This is a genomic window from Paenibacillus sp. MMS20-IR301 (assembly GCF_032302195.1).
GTDB lineage: Bacteria > Bacillota > Bacilli > Paenibacillales > Paenibacillaceae > Paenibacillus_AQ.
This window is the reverse complement of record NZ_CP135275.1, coordinates 732,833-750,021: the sequence shown is the minus strand read 5'-3', so window position 1 is coordinate 750,021 and position 17,189 is coordinate 732,833. Positions and strand designations below refer to the sequence as shown.

The 17,189-nt window shown below is 54.8% G+C and carries 17 protein-coding genes; 9 read left to right on the top strand and 8 right to left on the bottom strand.

Annotated elements, in window-relative coordinates; genetic code table 11:
• Positions 1-69 precede the first annotated feature (69 nt).
• Together rnhA and LOS79_RS03025 are read right to left on the bottom strand one after the other, a co-directional pair.
• On the bottom strand, positions 70-735 hold the full coding sequence (gene rnhA, locus LOS79_RS03030; protein WP_315416181.1) for a ribonuclease H: 666 nt from the start codon (positions 733-735) through the stop codon (positions 70-72).
• 138 nt (positions 736-873) lie between these two features.
• Positions 874-1,455, bottom strand: a complete 582-nt coding sequence (locus LOS79_RS03025) for a TetR/AcrR family transcriptional regulator (RefSeq protein WP_315416180.1) — start codon at positions 1,453-1,455, stop codon at positions 874-876.
• Between the two features lie 158 nt (positions 1,456-1,613).
• On the opposite strand from LOS79_RS03025, the gene LOS79_RS03020 reads away from it, so the two are divergent.
• Positions 1,614-2,174: a hypothetical protein gene (locus tag LOS79_RS03020; protein WP_315416179.1), complete on the top strand. Its 561-nt coding sequence runs from the start codon at positions 1,614-1,616 to the stop codon at positions 2,172-2,174.
• An 87-nt stretch (positions 2,175-2,261) separates the two neighbouring features.
• Positions 2,262-3,623 (top strand): metallophosphoesterase, encoded by a 1,362-nt coding sequence (locus LOS79_RS03015; protein WP_315416178.1) that lies wholly within the window; start codon positions 2,262-2,264, stop codon positions 3,621-3,623.
• Between the two features lie 145 nt (positions 3,624-3,768).
• Here LOS79_RS03015 and LOS79_RS03010 read toward each other — a convergent pair whose 3' ends face one another.
• The 3 genes from LOS79_RS03010 to LOS79_RS03000 form a co-directional block, all read right to left on the bottom strand.
• Entirely contained in the window at positions 3,769-4,050 is a 282-nt protein-coding gene (locus LOS79_RS03010; protein WP_315416176.1) for a Dabb family protein, read from the bottom strand.
• Positions 4,047-5,174: a DNA alkylation repair protein gene (locus tag LOS79_RS03005; protein WP_315416174.1), complete on the bottom strand. Its 1,128-nt coding sequence runs from the start codon at positions 5,172-5,174 to the stop codon at positions 4,047-4,049. The genes LOS79_RS03010 and LOS79_RS03005 overlap by 4 nt, the downstream gene beginning before the upstream one ends.
• Positions 5,175-5,342: 168 nt before the next feature.
• The gene (locus tag LOS79_RS03000) at positions 5,343-5,696 is read right to left on the bottom strand and encodes a DUF3139 domain-containing protein (RefSeq protein ID WP_315416172.1); all 354 of its coding nucleotides are present in this window, start codon (positions 5,694-5,696) and stop codon (positions 5,343-5,345) included.
• 152 nt (positions 5,697-5,848) lie between these two features.
• Here LOS79_RS03000 and LOS79_RS02995 point away from each other — a divergent pair, with 152 nt between their 5' ends.
• From LOS79_RS02995 to LOS79_RS02965, 7 genes are all read left to right on the top strand, one after another.
• Positions 5,849-6,067 (top strand): hypothetical protein, encoded by a 219-nt coding sequence (locus LOS79_RS02995; RefSeq protein WP_315416171.1) that lies wholly within the window; start codon positions 5,849-5,851, stop codon positions 6,065-6,067.
• Between the two features lie 250 nt (positions 6,068-6,317).
• Positions 6,318-7,313 (top strand): LacI family DNA-binding transcriptional regulator, encoded by a 996-nt coding sequence (locus tag LOS79_RS02990; protein WP_315416170.1) that lies wholly within the window; start codon positions 6,318-6,320, stop codon positions 7,311-7,313.
• Between the two features lie 222 nt (positions 7,314-7,535).
• Entirely contained in the window at positions 7,536-8,960 is a 1,425-nt protein-coding gene (locus tag LOS79_RS02985; RefSeq protein ID WP_315416169.1) for a tagaturonate reductase, read from the top strand.
• Between the two features lie 62 nt (positions 8,961-9,022).
• A complete protein-coding gene (locus tag LOS79_RS02980) occupies positions 9,023-10,510 on the top strand; it encodes a UxaA family hydrolase (RefSeq protein ID WP_315416167.1) in 1,488 nt (495 codons plus the stop codon).
• A gap of 36 nt (positions 10,511-10,546) precedes the next feature.
• Positions 10,547-11,968 (top strand): glucuronate isomerase, encoded by a 1,422-nt coding sequence (gene uxaC / locus LOS79_RS02975; protein WP_315416165.1) that lies wholly within the window; start codon positions 10,547-10,549, stop codon positions 11,966-11,968.
• A gap of 13 nt (positions 11,969-11,981) precedes the next feature.
• Entirely contained in the window at positions 11,982-12,668 is a 687-nt protein-coding gene (locus LOS79_RS02970) for a rhamnogalacturonan acetylesterase (RefSeq protein ID WP_315416163.1), read from the top strand.
• A gap of 496 nt (positions 12,669-13,164) precedes the next feature.
• Positions 13,165-13,995 carry a sugar phosphate isomerase/epimerase family protein gene (locus tag LOS79_RS02965; RefSeq protein WP_315416161.1) on the top strand — a complete coding sequence of 277 codons (831 nt, stop codon included), beginning with the start codon at positions 13,165-13,167 and terminating at the stop codon, positions 13,993-13,995.
• 473 nt (positions 13,996-14,468) lie between these two features.
• Here LOS79_RS02965 and fucU read toward each other — a convergent pair whose 3' ends face one another.
• From fucU to LOS79_RS02950, 3 genes are read right to left on the bottom strand one after another with little or no spacing between them, the layout of a single operon-like run.
• Positions 14,469-14,909: an L-fucose mutarotase gene (gene fucU / locus LOS79_RS02960; RefSeq protein ID WP_315416159.1), complete on the bottom strand. Its 441-nt coding sequence runs from the start codon at positions 14,907-14,909 to the stop codon at positions 14,469-14,471.
• A gap of 36 nt (positions 14,910-14,945) precedes the next feature.
• Complete coding sequence (locus LOS79_RS02955) at positions 14,946-15,596, bottom strand: class II aldolase/adducin family protein (protein WP_315416157.1); 651 nt, start codon at positions 15,594-15,596, stop codon at positions 14,946-14,948.
• Positions 15,593-17,158, bottom strand: a complete 1,566-nt coding sequence (locus LOS79_RS02950; protein ID WP_315416155.1) for a rhamnulokinase — start codon at positions 17,156-17,158, stop codon at positions 15,593-15,595. Before LOS79_RS02950 ends, LOS79_RS02955 begins: the two co-directional genes overlap by 4 nt.
• Positions 17,159-17,189 lie beyond the last annotated feature (31 nt).

Here is a 17,189-nt window from a genome sequence, read left to right as displayed (position 1 = left end):
CCGTTCTCCTCCTGCATGCTTACTGATAGTATTCTTTCTTACCCTGTTATTAACCACATGCGGCCGAGATTATTTGCGGCCGTAGTCCGCTTTGATCTCGCCCCACTCTTTGGTCTGCCATTTCAGCACCTTATTATCATATGTATGGCTGCGCAGCCAGCTCTCAGCCCGGTCAATCAGGACCCAGATCTCTTCGGTGGAAGCATCGCGCGGCAGCGTGGTCGCCACCTTCTTCTGCTTGACCCACTTCATCGCATTCACGGAGTCACTGTAGACAGTTTTGCTGCTGCCTTCCTTCTTCAGCAACGCCAGGGCGTGAACAATCGCCAGAAATTCTCCGAGGTTGTTCGTCCCCTTGCGGATCGGCCCGCAGGAGAAAATGATATCTCCGGTCTGCGTGTCCACGCCTTTATACTCAACAGGTCCAGGATTGCCGCGTGTGCCGACATCAACGGAGATGCTGTTGTAGTCAATCTCCGCCGATGTTTCGACAGATGCGCTTCTGCTCCAGCTCTTTGTGCTCTTGCCCTTGGCAGATGCTCCGGATGCCGCCGCACCGGTCCCCCAATTGCCTTTCCAGCCTGCTTTATAGGCGGCGTCCGCTGCTGCCTTGCTCTCATAGGACTTATATTTCGCTCCGGTATAATGATCCGTCTGCGCCTGGCATTCTGCCCAGGTACCGTAGACTCCCGGCTGCTTGCCTTCCCAAACCACATAATATTTCTGTTTAGCCACTGGTACAGCTCCTTTCACCGCTTAATGAATCATCAAAATTATATTGTAATCCAAACGGCGGCGATATAGAAGTCTGCTTCCTGCCCGAATATAATCCGGATAATTCCCGGCAGGCACGTTCATACTATAGCAGCAGCATCAGTCAAGCACTGCAAGGGTTGTGTCAACGATAGTCTGGAGCTTCTGCTGATCCGCAGCAGTCTTGACCATAACCCGGATGCCTACCAAGGCGTTATGCAGACAAGCGGCGAGTGCGGCTGCCGGAAGACGGCTGGTAATTTCACCGGTATTCTGACCCTGCAGCACCAGACGCTCTATCAGGCTCTCGGTGTTCAAAAAGGCTTCCTGCACTCTGGCCGCAGCTTCCGGATCATGATTTGACAGCTCTACCGCAGTGTTCACCAGCATGCAGCCTTTGGGCTCTGCTTCGCTTTTATAGATCACGGCTTCAAACAGCAGGGCAATTGCCGCTTTCACCGGAATATCCCCTTCGGTACGGCTCTCCATTCTGGAGGCGTTGATGGCAGCAAAGCGTTCCATAGCTTTAATGTATAAGGTGTGTTTATCACCGAAGGTATCATACATACTTCGCTTATGAATACCCATACCGGCAACGAGATCCTGCATTGAGGTCTTCTCGTAACCCTGCTGCCAAAAAATATTCATCGCCTTGCCGAGCACATCGTCAATATCAAACTCTTTGCTTCTGGCCATCATCATGCTCCTTTCCAAGATCAATTTTAGCATTTATAGAACGATCGGTAAATATTAAGTTGGAATTGTGAAATCCATCACATTAATTCCGCACTAATCATTCTATATTAATTTTAAAGCATTAATGGTTTAACAGCAACATACACACCAAGGAGGTTATTTACATGAGAAAGCTCGCAGCATTAGCCGCAGCCTGCACACTGGCCCTGTTACTTGGTTGCGGAAACTCAGCGAACAACAATGCGGCAAACACAAATACGCCCGCAGACAACGGCAGTACGGCTGCCGCCACGGAGGCTCCGGATGCCGTAACATCCGTGTCTGTTGTTGACAATAACGAAGCCTTCAAGAAGGCGATCAGCAAAGACGGCCACTGGATCGCTGCTGTCCTGAACGACCTGACCTTCACCGAGGAGCTTGTGGTCGACGGACAATTCATCAACAAGGAAGAGCCGGCCCGCAAAATTGCGCTTTATACCCAGGATGCGGATCACAATATTACGAACTCCTTCACGCTCACCGCTCCAAAAATTACGATCCGCAGCGAGAATGCCCGGATTCAGGGCGGCACCTTCGTCGGTGATGTGTATGTAGAAGCTGACGGATTCGCTGTCGTAAATGCCACCATCGAAGGCAACGTCTATTTCTCTGACGCTAAATATCAGGCTACCTACACGGCTGCTGATCAGGGTAAAGTAACAGGTGTAACTGAAGTTAAGAAATAAGCCTCTCCTTACAGGGGTGTCCACTGGGGCAAGCGGCCCGGCGGGACACCTCTTTTGAAGTTTTACTTGGAAAAGAGGTGCAGCTTAATGTTGTCCATCCGTAAATTTGCCATAATCCCTTCCCTGCTTCTGATATTAACTTCATGCAGCGGTCAAGAAGAACGGCAACAACCGCAGTACCGTATAGAGTCCGGTCATGATCTGAGTATACTGACGACGACCGACACACATTATTTAGCACAAAGCCTGAGGGATTTCGGTCCGGCCTTCAATCAGTTCCTGGCCGCCGGTGACGGCAAACAGCTGGGCTACAGCCGTGAAATGATGGACGCCCTTGGCTATGACATCGGAATCCGCAGGCCTGACGCCGTAATCATCAGCGGGGATCTCACCAATAATGGAGAACAAGCCAGTCATAAGGACCTGGCTAAACATTTGCAGCAAATTGAACAGGATACCGGAACCCGTGTGTATGTAATTCCCGGCAATCATGATATCCAGAACCCCTGGGCGCGAAGGTTCGACGGCAGCCGCCAGTATACAGCAGATTCCGTAACAGCGGAGGAATTCCGTACAATCTATAATAATTTCGGGTACAGTGAAGCGCTGCTGGAAGACGGGGATTCGCTCAGCTATCTGGCAGCTCCGTCAGAGGATCTGTGGCTGCTTATGCTCGACACTGCTAAGTATGGGGATAACAAGAAGCTGGGACATCCGCAGCTGGAGGGCGGTGTCAGTTCTGCAACCCTGAAATGGATTAGAGCCTGCGGTGAGCTGGCTGCTGCAAACGGCGCGCACATCGTTGCGGTTATGCACCACAGCCTGCTCGATCACAGTGAATTCATCCAGGAGGGCTTTACCGTGGACGATCATGGCCAGGTGATTGATACCCTGCTGCAAAGCGGTATCCGGACCGTATTCAGCGGTCATATTCACATTCAGGATATCAGCCAATACCAAGAGGAGAACGGAAACCGTATCTATGATATTGCCGGAAGCGCTTTGTCTGTATTCCCTCATCAATACGGCCTTCTTAAGTATTCCTCCGCTAATCAAACTATGGATTACAGTACAGCGGCACTGGGTATGGAAGCTTGGGCAGCAGCGACAGGCAGCACTGACGAGAATCTGCTCGGCTTCAAAAAGTATAGTGAGGCGAATTTCCGCAAACGCTCAGCGACCCGCAGTTATTCCCGCTTATCCGCAGACCCTGCATATGCCGGATATTCGGATGCCGAGCTGATGGCCATGGCCGATGTAGTCGGCCGGCTGAATGAAATCTATTTTGCCGGCACTGCCCGTACAGACAATGCGGCAGTGATTGCCACTGAAGGCTACCGGCTCTGGCAGTCAGCTCCATCCGGCGGGCTGCGGAGTTATGTGCTCGGCATGACCAGCCGGGAGGTGAAGGACAACCAACAGCTGCATGTGGAGCTGCAGGGGCCCTGAGCAAAGAAGGATGTCCCACAAGCCATTTAGGCTGAGGAGACATCCTTTTTGTTGTTTGCAGCTTCTAGCTGCGGTACCGGCAGCGCGGAAACAGATTATAGATGTACGCCAAAACAGGACCATCATCTGCTGGTGTAAAGCTTCCTTATGTCCCATAGCAAAACGAAGCCGCTGATAGAATGACACCGGCAATATACTCCGATACCTTAACATGAACAGGATGGACGAGATACGCCTCCAGGTCGGCCATCGACACATATTGTACGATCAGCATGAGGTCATACGTACCGCTGCGGATGTCTGTCTCCACCTTCAGTTCATGGATATGCCCAATCTTGCCGCGCATGCCGAGCAGCGCTTCACGGGCTTCAGCAATACGCTCCGGGCTGCTGTCTTTCAGCTTGATCATCAGATTATTCGTAATCACTCTTCATCGCCTCCATCGCTCCACGGTTCGAGCTGCAGCAGTGTATGTGCAGCTTCCCGGCCATTGACCAGCAGCGCAATCCTGTGCCTGCCCGGATAATGCCGCCGGGTGGTCAGATCGGCCCAGCGGTGGGTCCGCGTTCCGGTCAGCCTGGAGCCGCCCGGGACGGTTTTGTCCGATAGCAGAAACAGCTTGCGGGAGGTCTTGCCTCCGGCCTTCACGAAATCAATCCCGTATTCGATGCGGATACGTACCGGATCACCCTCCCGGATTGTAAGAGCATACTGCAGCCCGCAGCTGTCACCGGTCCGCACAGTACCCGGTTCTACAGCCAGAACGGCTGAGGTGACGAGCGGCGTATCCTCCGCTTCAGCCGCATAACCGAATAAAGCCATAATTTCGGGATTGGCTTTGCGGATCAGCGACCGGCAGCCGTGCCGCACGATCCAGTCCGTATGGGCATTCCCGCCTAGCCAGCGGTGGGCGGTCTCAATCACTACGCCGGGATGATCCTTCGCAATATCATTCAGATTGTTGGCCACACTCTTGCGGACATACAGCGAAGGGTCGGCCTTCAGCAGTTCCAGCACCGGCAGCACCGGGGAAGGATCCCGCTTGAACACCGGCAGTGCCTGCCCCCACGGCAGGCGGGGCCGGCACCCTTCACTGGCCAGCCGCCGCACATGCTCACCCGGCGACTGTGCCCAGATCAGCATCCGGGCCATCATCCGCTGCGGATCGCGCAGCAGGAAGGGCCGGACCGCGAACTCCGCCGAAGATTTCGGTGTGAACCGCTCAAGTGCAGCCACCGACAGCTCCCAGTGCTCTTCACTTCCGCCGAATACTTCGACGAAGTCAGGGAAGATCAGATACGGAAAGCCTATGCATTGCTCATCTATTGCAAACAGAATCTGCAGGGCATCTTCATACCGGGGAGGCAGGAAATCCCCCAGAGTTTCCGTAATCCGCCGCATCCGGGCCTTAAGCTCGAGCTCCTCCCAAGGCTCTTTCATCGCTGCTGCGGTGAAGCCTCTGCAATCAAATCCGCTATACACGGCAGCAAGTTTAGCCCCAAGCCCTTTCAGAAATTCTTCGTTGTACATAGCCTTTAGTGGTTCCGCCATTTTTTGATTCCCCCTGCTGTTCTGTTTAATAACTCTTCTGTTGCCACAGTGTAGCACAAGTAACTGGACAGCCCCATGTCATATTATTAGCCGAAATGCCCGCAGCGGTGGGGAGCGGGACTATATTCTTTTTTTCGCCAGACATAACTTATGTGATACGCTATACGCCTACTCCATCGGAACATAATGCTTCAGATCAGCATCGCTGATTCCCTGTTCAAGCCCGGTCTGTGTAATCTCGTGGCTGAATTGCAGCACCTCATTATGTGCAAAGTAAGTATACTCAACCTCAGGCTCATCGCTGAATTTGACCTTGACCAGAAACGGCGGCAACTTGACCGACCAAATTCCCCGGGCTGAAGCAATCTCCTCCCTGCTGTAATGCTTCTCATGCAATAGATAAGACATAACCCTGTGGGCATATAGCCTCTTATTTACCTGAACATACACTGTTGGAACCACGATTAGCAGAATGATCAGCCCTGCCAGCACACCTATTACCGTCTTTTTTGCCGCACTCACCAGTATTGCACCCCTTTTCACATAAAAACCATTATTTTCACACTTTCTGCAAAAGAAAGCCTATTTTCAAAACCGCTCTCCTATCGTAAAATAAGATCTAAGTTTTTTGCATCGTTGATTTGCCAGAACAAAACTGAGGAGGGACCCCTGCCATGCCGCGGACACTTGTTGATAACGCTGATTTTTTTGTCGCTGCCCTTTCGCAGACCTTTGTGTCCGCACTGCAGCTTGACCCCGACGGGATGTATTCCCAGGTAGGTGTCGGAATTGTCGTGAAATTCTCTGAAGACTATGTACGGATAAAAAGATTCGACGGCACATCCTCGCATTACGCCCGGGACATTACGAAGTTCCAGCATAACCGGGTCTGAGACAGCTTTTGGCTGACTTGCACTGTACCTGTTCTATGCCGGTTAATTCCGCATCTATGATTCATTCTCCTGCATGCAAAAGAGATTGCTTCCTGCAAGACAGGCCCGGGACCGGTTCCCGGGCCTGTCTTGCCCTCCGCGCTCATATTTCACAAAATATTAACGTGTGCATTTCAATAAACTATTGACTTGACCGCGCTTGAGAACTAAACTGAAATCGTTAACAATTCCAATTACCCGGAGAGATCTTATGATTACCATCAAGGATATCGCACGTGTCGCTGGTGTCTCTCATACTACAGTATCCAGAGCACTAAACGGCAACCCGCTGATTAAGAAGGCCACCCGGGACAAGATTGAACGCATTGCTGCGGAGATGAATTATGTGCCGAACTACAGCGCGAAGAGTCTGGTCACCAAGAGATCGTTCACCATCGGACTGTTCTTCTCCAGCATTGAGCAGGGGACTTCAGCCAGCTTCCTGGTTGATGCCATCAAGGGGATTACGCATATCCTCGATGAGAACTACAATTTGACGGTGAACGGAATCGACGGCGTGCATAATTTCAGCAATATCCAGCCTCAGCGATTCGACGGCATTCTGGTCATGAGCCAGAGTGATGAGGATAATGCCTTCATCTACCATGTGAAGAAGATAGGCATTCCGCTTGTGGTGCTGAACCGCCAGCTGGAGGACCCGGGCATTATGAATGTGGTCGCCAATGACCGTGAAGGCGTCAGGGAAGCGATTGATTACGCCGTGCAGCAGGGGCACCGTAAGCTGGCTATAATTGAAGGCAAGCCCGGCTTCAAATCGTCCAGCGAACGCAAGCAAGGATTCATGGACAGCCTGATTGCTAACCGTCTCGGGCTGAATCCCGATTATTTCGCTTCCGGAGATTACAGCATTGAGAGCGGTTATGCTGCAATGACGGCACTGCTGGGTCTGGAGGAGCAGCCTACAGCTGTGTTCTGCTCCAACGATGATATGGCGATCGGCGCCATGAATGCCTGCTACGCCCACAATACCAATGTGCCGGGGCAGATTTCACTGATCGGATTCGACGATATTATGTTCTCGCGCTATACGAATCCGGCCCTCACTACTGTCCGCAAGCCTATTGCCGAGATCAGTGAGCTGGGCATGACCATGCTGATCCAGCTGCTTCAGCAGCCGGATACTCCGCCGCAGCAGCTGTTCGTCCGTACCTCGCTGGTTGTGCGCGATACGGTTGCCGGGGGTTAGGCTGCGTGACCCCGGAGAGTGCAGCGCTGTGCTTATGATTCTTTTGCTGAATGCCGGTTCAGGCCAGCGATGATCCCCGGCAGCGAAGTACAGCATCAGGCAAGCCGCTATTTTCAGCAAACTCGGAGCCGGCCGTCAAGGGCGGTGTATCCGGGGTTTGCTTAAAATAAAAATGTTAACGTGTGCATTTAAACTTTATATTTAAAGGAGATCATGACTACTATGACAAACCGTTTATCCCGAAGCACTCACCCGGAATTAACTCTCCATCCGGAACGGATGATCCAGTTCGGCGAAGGCAACTTTATGCGTGCCTTCGTGGACTGGCAGCTGCAGCAGATGAATAATCAGGGCCTCTTTAACGGAAGCGCCGTACTGGTGCAGCCGATTGAGCAAGGCCCCGGCGGCGGCGTGGGCACATTCATGGCTGAACAGGATAACCTGTATACGGTTCTGCTGAACGGTATCATGGACGGCCAGACTGTCAACTCCCGTGAATTGATCAGCTCCGTGAGCCGTGTACTTGACCCGTATACCCAGTACGAGGCTTATCTGGCCCTTGCTGAGAACGATGAGCTGGAATTCATCACCTCCAATACTACGGAAGCCGGCATTGCCTATCTTCCCGGTGACCGCGCAGAGGCTGCACCGCCGAAGAGCTTCCCGGGTAAGCTGACAGCGCTGCTCCACCGCCGTTTCCAGCTCGGCAAGAAGGGCTTCGTCATTATCCCTTGTGAGCTGATTGACCGCAATGGTGAGAAGCTGCAGGAGATTGTGGAGCGTTATGCTGCCGAATGGAACCTCGGGGGAGAATTCCTCGAATGGCTGAAAGCGGAGAATACCTTCTGCTGCAGCCTTGTTGACCGGATTGTTCCCGGCTACCCGCGTGAGCAGGCTGCTGCGCTGGAAGCAGAGCTTGGTTATCTCGACAAAGTAATGGTTACGGCCGAGCCGTTCCTCTTCTGGGTCATTGAAGGACCGGAATCCCTGGCTGAGCGGCTGCCGCTGGCTAAGGCCGGACTGAACGTTGTGGTCACTCCTGATATGACCCCTTACCGTGAACGCAAGGTTCATCTGCTGAACGGGCCGCATACCGCAATGGTTCCGCTTGGTCTGCTGGCTGGCCTCGAAACGGTTGAAGATGTGATGAATGACGGCACCTTCTCCCGCTTCGTGAAACAGCTGATCGAAGAAGAGCTGATTCCGATGCTCGATCTGCCTGAGGATGAGCTGCTGTCTTATGCCGGTGCTGTACAGGAGCGGTTCAGAAATCCGTTCATCCGCCATGAGCTGACCTCCATCTCACTGAACAGCATCTCCAAATTCAAAACCCGCCTGCTCCCTGTACTCCTCCGCTACCAGCAGGAACGCAGCCGGCTGCCTGAGCGCATGACACTTGCCTTCGCGGCCCTTCTGCTCAGCTACCGCGGGGACCGCGTGCCGCGCCAGGATAGTGCAGAGGTACTTGCTGTATTTGACCAGGCCTGGAGCCATCCGGCCAGCTTCGTCAGCACCATCCTCAGCAACACCAGTCTGTGGGGACAGGATTTAACCCTGCTGCCAGGCTTAGCCGGTGAAGTTACTGCCTCTCTGGAGCAGCTGGAGCATGGGGATTCCCGTGCGGCGCTGCAGCAGCTGGTAGGCTGAGTTACTGAAGTCCATGCTATCAAAACTTTAGTCTATGCTATCAAAACTTTAGGAGGGTCAACATGAAGCACTTAATGAAAATGAACCCCAGAGATACCGTAGCTGTAGCCCTGCGGCCGATTCCGGCCGGGGAACAGCTCACTATAGACGGAGTGACCGTGCAGACCGCCCAGGATGTTCCGCAGGGGCATAAGATTGCCCTGACGGCTTTCCAGCCGGAGGATGTCATCACCAAATACGGCTACCCGATCGGTCATGCCATTGCCCCGATTGCCGCCGGTGACTGGATTCACACGCACAATATCAAAACCAATCTGGTTGGTGAAGAAGAATACGAATATGTGCCGGATATCCATCAGGTTACCTATCCACGCCGGGACTTGACCTTCCAGGGCTACCGCCGCAAGAACGGCAAGGTCGGCATCCGCAATGATCTGTTCATTATCCCGACTGTCGGCTGTGTAAACGGCATCGCTGAGCAGATGCTGCAGGAGTTCAAGGATGAGCACCCGGATCTCGGCGGCTTCGACAACCTTACCGTGCTTAGTCATCCTTACGGCTGCTCGCAGCTCGGCGATGATCACCGCATGACCCGCAGCATTCTGCTCGATGCGGTTAACCACCCCAATGCCGGCGGTGTACTCGTCTTCGGCCTCGGCTGCGAGAACAATATCGTCGCTGAATTCCGCAGCATGCTCGGGGATTACGATGAGTCCCGGGTGAAATTCCTGGTCGCCCAGGAGGTGGGCAATGAGGTTGAAGCCGGACGCGCCCTGCTGGATGAGCTGTACGAAGCTGCGAAGGATGATGTCCGTGAGCCGGTTCCGCTCAGTGAGCTGAATATCGGCCTGAAGTGCGGCGGCTCTGACGGATTCTCCGGCATTACCGCTAATCCGCTGCTGGGTGCCTTCTCCGACTTCATCATCTCCCAGGGCGGCACTTCGGTGCTGACTGAGGTGCCGGAAATGTTCGGCGCGGAGAAAATGCTGATGGCCCGTGCAGAAAGCCGCGAAGTCTATGAGGATATCGTGTCGCTGATCAATAACTTTAAGCAGTATTTCCTCTCCTACGGCGAGCCTGTGTATGAGAATCCGTCTCCCGGGAACAAGGCCGGCGGCATCAGCACCCTGGAGGATAAATCGCTCGGCTGCACCCAGAAGGCAGGAACGTCACCAGTGGTGGATGTGCTGCAATACGGCGTGAAGCTGCGCAAAAAAGGCTTAAGCCTCCTGCAGGCTCCCGGCAACGACCTCGTAGCCGCCTCTGCCCTCGCCGCTTCGGACTGCCAGCTGGTGCTGTTCACTACGGGACGCGGAACGCCGTTTGGCAGCTTTGTGCCTACGGTGAAGGTGGCGACCAATAACGATCTTTTTGCCAAAAAAGGCCACTGGATGGACTTCAACGCCGGGCCGCTGCTGGAAACGCCGATGGCGGATGTGCTGGAAGAGTTCATTACTTATATCATCAGTGTCGCCAGCGGCCAAAAAACACGGAATGAGCAAAATCAGGTGCGTGAGCTGGCTATTTTCAAAACAGGTGTAACACTATAAATCTTATCCAAATTCATTCTAGGGGAGATCTTATCCATGTTTCTTAACGAAGACTTCATGTTATCCGGCGAGACGGCGCGCCAGCTCTATCACAACCATGCCAAAACCATGCCGATCGTTGACTACCATTGCCATCTTGACCCGCGGGAAATCTATGAGGATAAACCATTTGCGAACCTGACTGCCGCCTGGCTCTACGGTGACCATTACAAGTGGCGGCTGATGCGGGCGAACGGCGTGCCGGAATCCCATATTACCGGGGATGCTTCCGATTATGATAAATTCCTGGCCTGGGCCCGTACACTGCCAAAAGCGGTCGGCAATCCGCTCTACAGCTGGACGCATCTGGAGCTGCGCCGCTTCTTTGGTGTAAATGAGCTGCTGAATGAAACTACCGCCCCGGCCATCTGGGAGCAGGTGAACCGCAAGCTGGCTGAACCGGCCTTCACACGGCGCGGCCTGATCCGGGGTTCCGGCGTCAAAGTCATCTGCACGACCGACGATCCGGCGGATTCGCTGGAATATCACAAGCTACTTAGTGAGGAAGAAACGGCCTTCCAGGTATTCCCGACCTTCCGTCCCGACAAGGCGCTGAATATCGATGCCGAAGGCTTCTCTGCCTGGATCGGCAAGCTGGAGCAGGCTGCTGGACAGCCGGTGCAGACTTATGACGCATTGCTTGCGGCACTGGCTGACCGTGTGGACTTTTTCCACGAGAACGGCTGCCGCCTGTCCGACCACGCACTGGATGTGCTACGGTACGAGGCGGGTGAGCCGGAAGCAGTTGCAGCTATTTTTGCTAAAAGACTACAGGGCGGCGAGCTGACCCCGCAGGAAGTTACACTTTACCGTACAGAGCTGCTCACGGCGCTGATCGGGTTCTACCATGACAAAGGCTGGACGATGCAGCTGCATCTGCATGCTTACCGCAATAACAACACGCCGATGTTCAAGAAGCTCGGACCGGATACCGGATACGACGGCATTAATGATCTGCCGCTGACGACAGCACTCTCACAGCTGCTTGACCGGGCGGAGAGCGGAGCCGGATTGCCGAAGACAATCCTCTACTCGCTGAATCCGGGGGATTATCCTTCGCTGCTGGCGCTGATGGGCTGTTATCAAAAAGACACCGCAGGCAAGCTGCAGCTTGGCTCCGGCTGGTGGTACAACGATACGCGCAGCGGAATGCGCCAGCAGCTGACAATGCTGGCTGACAACAGCCTGCTCGGTAATTTCGTCGGTATGCTGACCGACTCGCGCAGCTTCCTCTCCTATACCCGTCATGAGTATTTCCGCCGGGTGCTATGCGAGCTGATCGGCGAACTTGCCGAGCGCGGAGAGGCACCGGATGATCTGGAGCTGCTCGGCCGGATGGTCGAGGATATCTCCTACAATAATGCAGCCGGCTATTTCGGCTTCCGGACCGCGGGCAGCGAAGCTGTCAGCGCCCGGTAAAGGAGTGCTGACAATGCCGACAATTTTCATTGCCGGAGACTCCACCGCTGCCCGGAAGGGCGGCGGTGAATGGCCGATGGCCGGCTGGGGTGAATTTCTGGCGCAGCATGTTGCTCCCGGAGTTCACGTGGAGAACCGGGCAATCAACGGGCGGAGCACCCGCTCCTTCCTGGCCGAAGGCAGGCTCGCCGATATTGAGCAGGATTTCCACAGCGGGGATCTCCTGCTGATCCAATTCGGCCATAACGACCAGAAGATTGAAGACCCGTTGCGGTATACCGATCCGCAGACCGAATACCGTCACAATCTGCGCAGCTTTATTGATTCCGCCCGTAACCTGGGCGGTTACCCGGTGCTGCTCACCTCCGTCAGCCGCCGCCGCTTCACACCGGAAGGTGAGCCTGATCCGGAAGCGGTCGGTCTGTACCCGCAGGCGGCCCGGGAAGTTGCCGGAGCGACGGGCACCCCGCTGCTGGACATATTCGCTGCTTCCCAGCAGCTCTTCCGCCGCCTGGGAGCCGGGGATTCGGCACAGCTGTTCATGCATCTGCCGCCGGGCAGCCGGCCCAATTATCCGGATGGAGTCACGGATGATACCCATTTCTCGCAATTCGGTGCGCAGCAGATTGCAGCACTCGTTGCCGAGGCGCTTAAGCAGACGGGCACCTGGCAGGAGCTATTTCCAGGCAACACAATATAGTGCCATAATCGTATGCCAGGTCACCTGCAGCCGCCTTGCGGACACAGGTGACCTTATCTGCCTCAATATGCAGATTTCCCGCTGCTTGCGGACCACAGAGCCTTTATCCGCTCCGGAAACGTCCAATTCTGCACATTACTGCGGAAATAAAGTCCCTCATGTCCGTAAGAATCTAAAAATCGACAATTTGCAGAGGATAACGGCTCTGATGTCCGCAAGGATAGCGGCAGGATGGGATTGGTAGTGTGCGTATCAGTTGGATGAGTAACGGTAGCGTGTGTGTTAGGTGGATGAGTATCGGTAGAGTGTGTGTTAGGTGGATGAGTAACGATAGAACGAGTAGCGTGGGCTAGGGATCGGTAGAAAGAGTTTCAACAATCTTAGTATCGCTAGACTCAGTTCCGGTAAGTTCAGTTCCCGCAAATGCTTGGTGTGGTAAACAGAATGTTCGTTAACTGATTCTAAATCGGGAAGGAGATTACATATGACTGTTCCTATGCAATTGGGTGTTCGCGCCCACGATTTCAACCCTTGCCCCCTGCCGCAGCTGATTGAGAAGCTGGGCAGGCACGGCTTCCCCGCTATTCAGCTCGCGCTGCATAAATCGTTCCCGGAGAGCGTTCCTGCACTCAGTGCACTCAGCCCCGGTTCAGCCTCCTATTACGGCAACGCCTTCCGCCAGGCTGGAATTCAAATTGCCGTTCTCGGATGTTACGTGAACATCATTGATCCCGATCCTGCCCGGCGTGCTCAGGCGCTTCACGATTTCAGCACACATCTGCGGCTGGCCCGTGATTTCGGTGCCAGCCTGGTGGGTACGGAGACAGGCAGCACCAGCCGGGGATATACGCCGGATAACTTTACGGAAGAAGCCTTTCAGCAGGTTGTAGCCTCTGTGAAGCAGATGACAGCCGAAGCAGAGCGGTTCGGGGTAACCGTGGGCATTGAGGCAGGGATCAACCATCCGCTGTATACAGCCCAGCTGACTAGACGGCTGCTGGATGAAGTGTCCTCGCATAATCTGCAGGTTATTTTCGACGCTGCCAATTTGATGACGCCGGAGAATTACCTGGATCAGGACCGGATAGTCGCTGAAGCATTAGAACTGCTGGGCGACCGGATCGCTGTCTTGCATCTGAAGGATTTCACGATTATTGACGGCAGGCTGCACATCGTTCCGGCCGGACAGGGGCTGCTGAACTTCACCCCGCTGCTTCATTACATGAAGTACAAGCGCCCGCATATTCATGGACTGCTGGAGAGCACGCCGGAGGAACATATGCAGGAAAGTGCAAGACTACTAAGGCGGATTTACAGCGAGCTATAATATAAGTGCCCCGGCCGGTTAGGCGGCTTACGGGGCACTTTTTTTGTTCTAGTCCGGTACACATCGGGATTGTGTAAAAGGTATAGTCTGCCGCGATGGTGACCGGTCCATTTGTATATGAAAAACCGTATACATTGCGCTACCTCAACGGTAAATAGACCATTTGTATATGAAAAACCGTATACATTGCGCTACCCCGACGGTAAACAGGCCATTTGTATATGAAAAACCGTATACATTGCGCTACCCGACGATAACCAAACCATTTATATGTGAAAAACCGAATACATTGCGCTACCGCGACGGTTACCACGTTACTTCCCACCATCTCCCAACAATCCGTCGACATCCCAGGTAACCCTTCAGCACACTGCGCAGCATAAGCGCTCAGCACAGCACTAAGGCCGCCCGGCAAATGCCGGGCGGCCTGCTTGAACTACAGCTGAAGATGATCATAGTTTCAGGCTTCAGCGTCAGGCTTCAGCATCCGGCGGGATTACCCCTTTTTTGAGGATGATATTGCCGTACAGCGCTTCTTCGCCAGTGATAAGGATTGCGTAACTCTGCTTCGAGCGGTTGTAGAAATCGTAACGCTCTTCATACTCAACGACTGCTTCGCCGTCATGTCTGGCCAAAATCTCCTTGTAGGTGTCCCAGATGACCGGAACGGTCGGATCACCTTCCACTACGGCCATGAATGCCGCCTGCGCCGGGGCGTAGTGATCGAGCGGGAGCAGCTCCAGAATGGCGTCCAGCAGCCGGGGAATACCAATGCCGTCGGCCCGGAGCACCCTGGAATGCAGCCCGTGTCCCGGGTAGTTGGCGTCGGCCAGAACCAGTTCGTCACCGTGGCCCATCTCCATCAGGATGCGGACGAGCTCCGGTGAGAGCAGCTTGGGAATTTTTTTGAGCATAACGGTCTGTCCTCCTTAAACTTAAGCCTCACACCGCTACATTCCGTAAAAGGACCGCAACGCCACCAGCTCTTCAATCCGGTGCTGCGGCAGCTCCCGTTCCCCGCCGATCATCCGCGTCAGGAAGGTCAGCTTCGCCGTATATTCCAGCCGCTCCATATTCATATACGCGCCCATCACATCTTTCCCCCAGGTTAATGCGCCATGGCTCTCCAGCAGCACAGCGGTTTTCTTGCCCAGGAAGGGAATCAGCGAATTAGGAATCTCTTCGGTCGAAGGCGTGCCGTAAGCCGCCAGCGGAATGTCTCCCATGGCAATTACAGACTCGGGCATCATCATTTTGTCGAGGGATTCACCCTTGATGGCAAAAGCCGTAGCATACGGCGGATGCGCATGAACCACACCGCCCATTTCCGGCAGCTCATTGTAAATCTTCAGATGCATCTTCACTTCAGTGGATGGCCGGTAGCCCTCTGCAGCTTCAAGGATGTCCCCCTGCAGGTTTACTTTGACCAGCATATGCGGCTTCAGGTAGCCTTTGCTGACTCCGGTTGGAGAAGCCAGCACCTCCGTAGCTGACAGGCGGGCCGAAATATTGCCGTCATTCGCGGCGATAAAATCCTTATTGAACAAATTACGGCCGATATCGCAGATAAGCAGGCGTAATTCCTCTTCCCTGGTATTCATAATTGTCCTCCTTGATTGCTGTGAATAGTAGATGAAGCCGGCAGATAGCTGACAGGTGCACACGACCGCTCGACAATGGACCGGGCATCTGCAGCCGCAATTACACCTAATGCTGCAAGCTGCACTACGATGTTGCCGGTCGCACTGGCCTCGACTGGTCCGGCGATCACCTCTTTGCCGGTGGCGTCGGCGGTAAGCTGGCACAGCAGCGTGTTCTGAATACCTCCGCCGACCATATGAATACAGCTGACCGGAGTTCCTGTCAGCAGCTCCAGCTCCCGGATCGTTCCGGCATAGGCTTCAGCCAGACTTTCCAGAATGGTGCGGATAATCTCCGCCTTGGTCTGCGGCACCGGCTGGCCGGTGCGCAGGCAATAGGATTCAATCCGCAGGGGCATATTCCCCGGTGTGCTGAACACGGGATCATTCGGGTCCAGTATGGCTACCCTTGCTGTGGACCGGTCAAGGTTCGCTGCAAGAGCAGCCGCCTCCTGATGACTGAGCGGCTCGCCCGCCTCTGCCCAGCCGCGCTGGGTCTCCTGCAGCAGCCACAGGCCGGTGATATTCTTCAGCAGCCGGTTGGTGCCGCGGAAGCAGCTCTCATTCGTGAAGCCGTAGGAACAGGCTTCAGCGCTCAGTACCGGCTCTGCTGTCTCGAGGCCGGCCAGCGACCAGGTGCCGCAGCTGATGAATGCGGCGGAGCCGGCCGGAGCTGCAGCTCCAGCAGTGCTGTGCATTGGACTCCTGCCTTGACTCATCTCCGGGCGTATTCCCCGGCTCCCGCCAAATCCGTCCGGCCCGGAATCCGAACCGTAAGGGATCGAAGCGACAGCAGCAGCCGTGTCATGGGAAGCGCCGGCTATCACCTTCAGCGGTCCTGTACCCAGCTCCGCCTGCAGCTCGGGCCGCAGTTCACCGAGTACGGTGCCGGCCGGAACCAGCCGGGGAATCAGCTCCGCCGGCAGCTCCAGCCGGCGCAGCACTTCAAGCGCCGGTGCGGCAGAGTCCGGCTGCAGCAGGCCGCTGGTGCTCCAGATAGTCTGCTCGGCTGCCGCCATGCCGCTTAACATATAATGGAACAGATCAGGCATCATCAGCAGCAGCCCTGCTCCCGCCCGCAGTCCGGGATCACCTTGCAGGTCGGCATATAATTGATAGACGGTATTAATTGTACCGGACTGATTGCCGGTCAGCCGGAACTGCTCCTCCGGCGGCAATGCAGCCTCCAGCCGGGAAGCGATGGCTTCCATCCGCTGATCCCGGTAATGATGCGGCAGACCCAGCAGCTCCCCGTGCTCATCCAGGAAGCCATAATCAACTCCCCAGGTATCGACGCTCATAGCCTCCAGCGGTCCGTGGCTGTCCACAGCTGCCTTGATTCCCAGCTTGATTTCCTGAAACAGCTGGGGAACATTCCAGTAAAGATGCCCGTCCGCCTCCACCGGCAGATTGGGGAAGCGGCGGATTTCCTCCACCGCCACCCGCCCTTCAGCATAGGTTCCCAGCATAACCCTGCCGGAGCTGGCGCCGAGGTCGACAGCCAGCAGCTTAATGATTCTCACTTCACCCTTCATCCCGCACCCGCTTCATCTG

Coding starts and splice junctions, on each gene's coding strand:
- LOS79_RS03025 (WP_315416180.1), bottom strand. CDS start 1,455: ATGATGATGGCCAGAAGCAAAGAGTTTGATATTGACGATGTGCTCGGC.
- LOS79_RS03020 (WP_315416179.1), top strand. CDS start 1,614: ATGAGAAAGCTCGCAGCATTAGCCGCAGCCTGCACACTGGCCCTGTTA.
- LOS79_RS03015 (WP_315416178.1), top strand. CDS start 2,262: ATGTTGTCCATCCGTAAATTTGCCATAATCCCTTCCCTGCTTCTGATA.
- LOS79_RS03005 (WP_315416174.1), bottom strand. CDS start 5,174: ATGGCGGAACCACTAAAGGCTATGTACAACGAAGAATTTCTGAAAGGG.
- LOS79_RS02995 (WP_315416171.1), top strand. CDS start 5,849: ATGCCGCGGACACTTGTTGATAACGCTGATTTTTTTGTCGCTGCCCTT.
- LOS79_RS02990 (WP_315416170.1), top strand. CDS start 6,318: ATGATTACCATCAAGGATATCGCACGTGTCGCTGGTGTCTCTCATACT.
- LOS79_RS02985 (WP_315416169.1), top strand. CDS start 7,536: ATGACAAACCGTTTATCCCGAAGCACTCACCCGGAATTAACTCTCCAT.
- LOS79_RS02980 (WP_315416167.1), top strand. CDS start 9,023: ATGAAGCACTTAATGAAAATGAACCCCAGAGATACCGTAGCTGTAGCC.
- uxaC (WP_315416165.1), top strand. CDS start 10,547: ATGTTTCTTAACGAAGACTTCATGTTATCCGGCGAGACGGCGCGCCAG.
- LOS79_RS02970 (WP_315416163.1), top strand. CDS start 11,982: ATGCCGACAATTTTCATTGCCGGAGACTCCACCGCTGCCCGGAAGGGC.
- LOS79_RS02965 (WP_315416161.1), top strand. CDS start 13,165: ATGCAATTGGGTGTTCGCGCCCACGATTTCAACCCTTGCCCCCTGCCG.
- fucU (WP_315416159.1), bottom strand. CDS start 14,909: ATGCTCAAAAAAATTCCCAAGCTGCTCTCACCGGAGCTCGTCCGCATC.
- LOS79_RS02955 (WP_315416157.1), bottom strand. CDS start 15,596: ATGAATACCAGGGAAGAGGAATTACGCCTGCTTATCTGCGATATCGGC.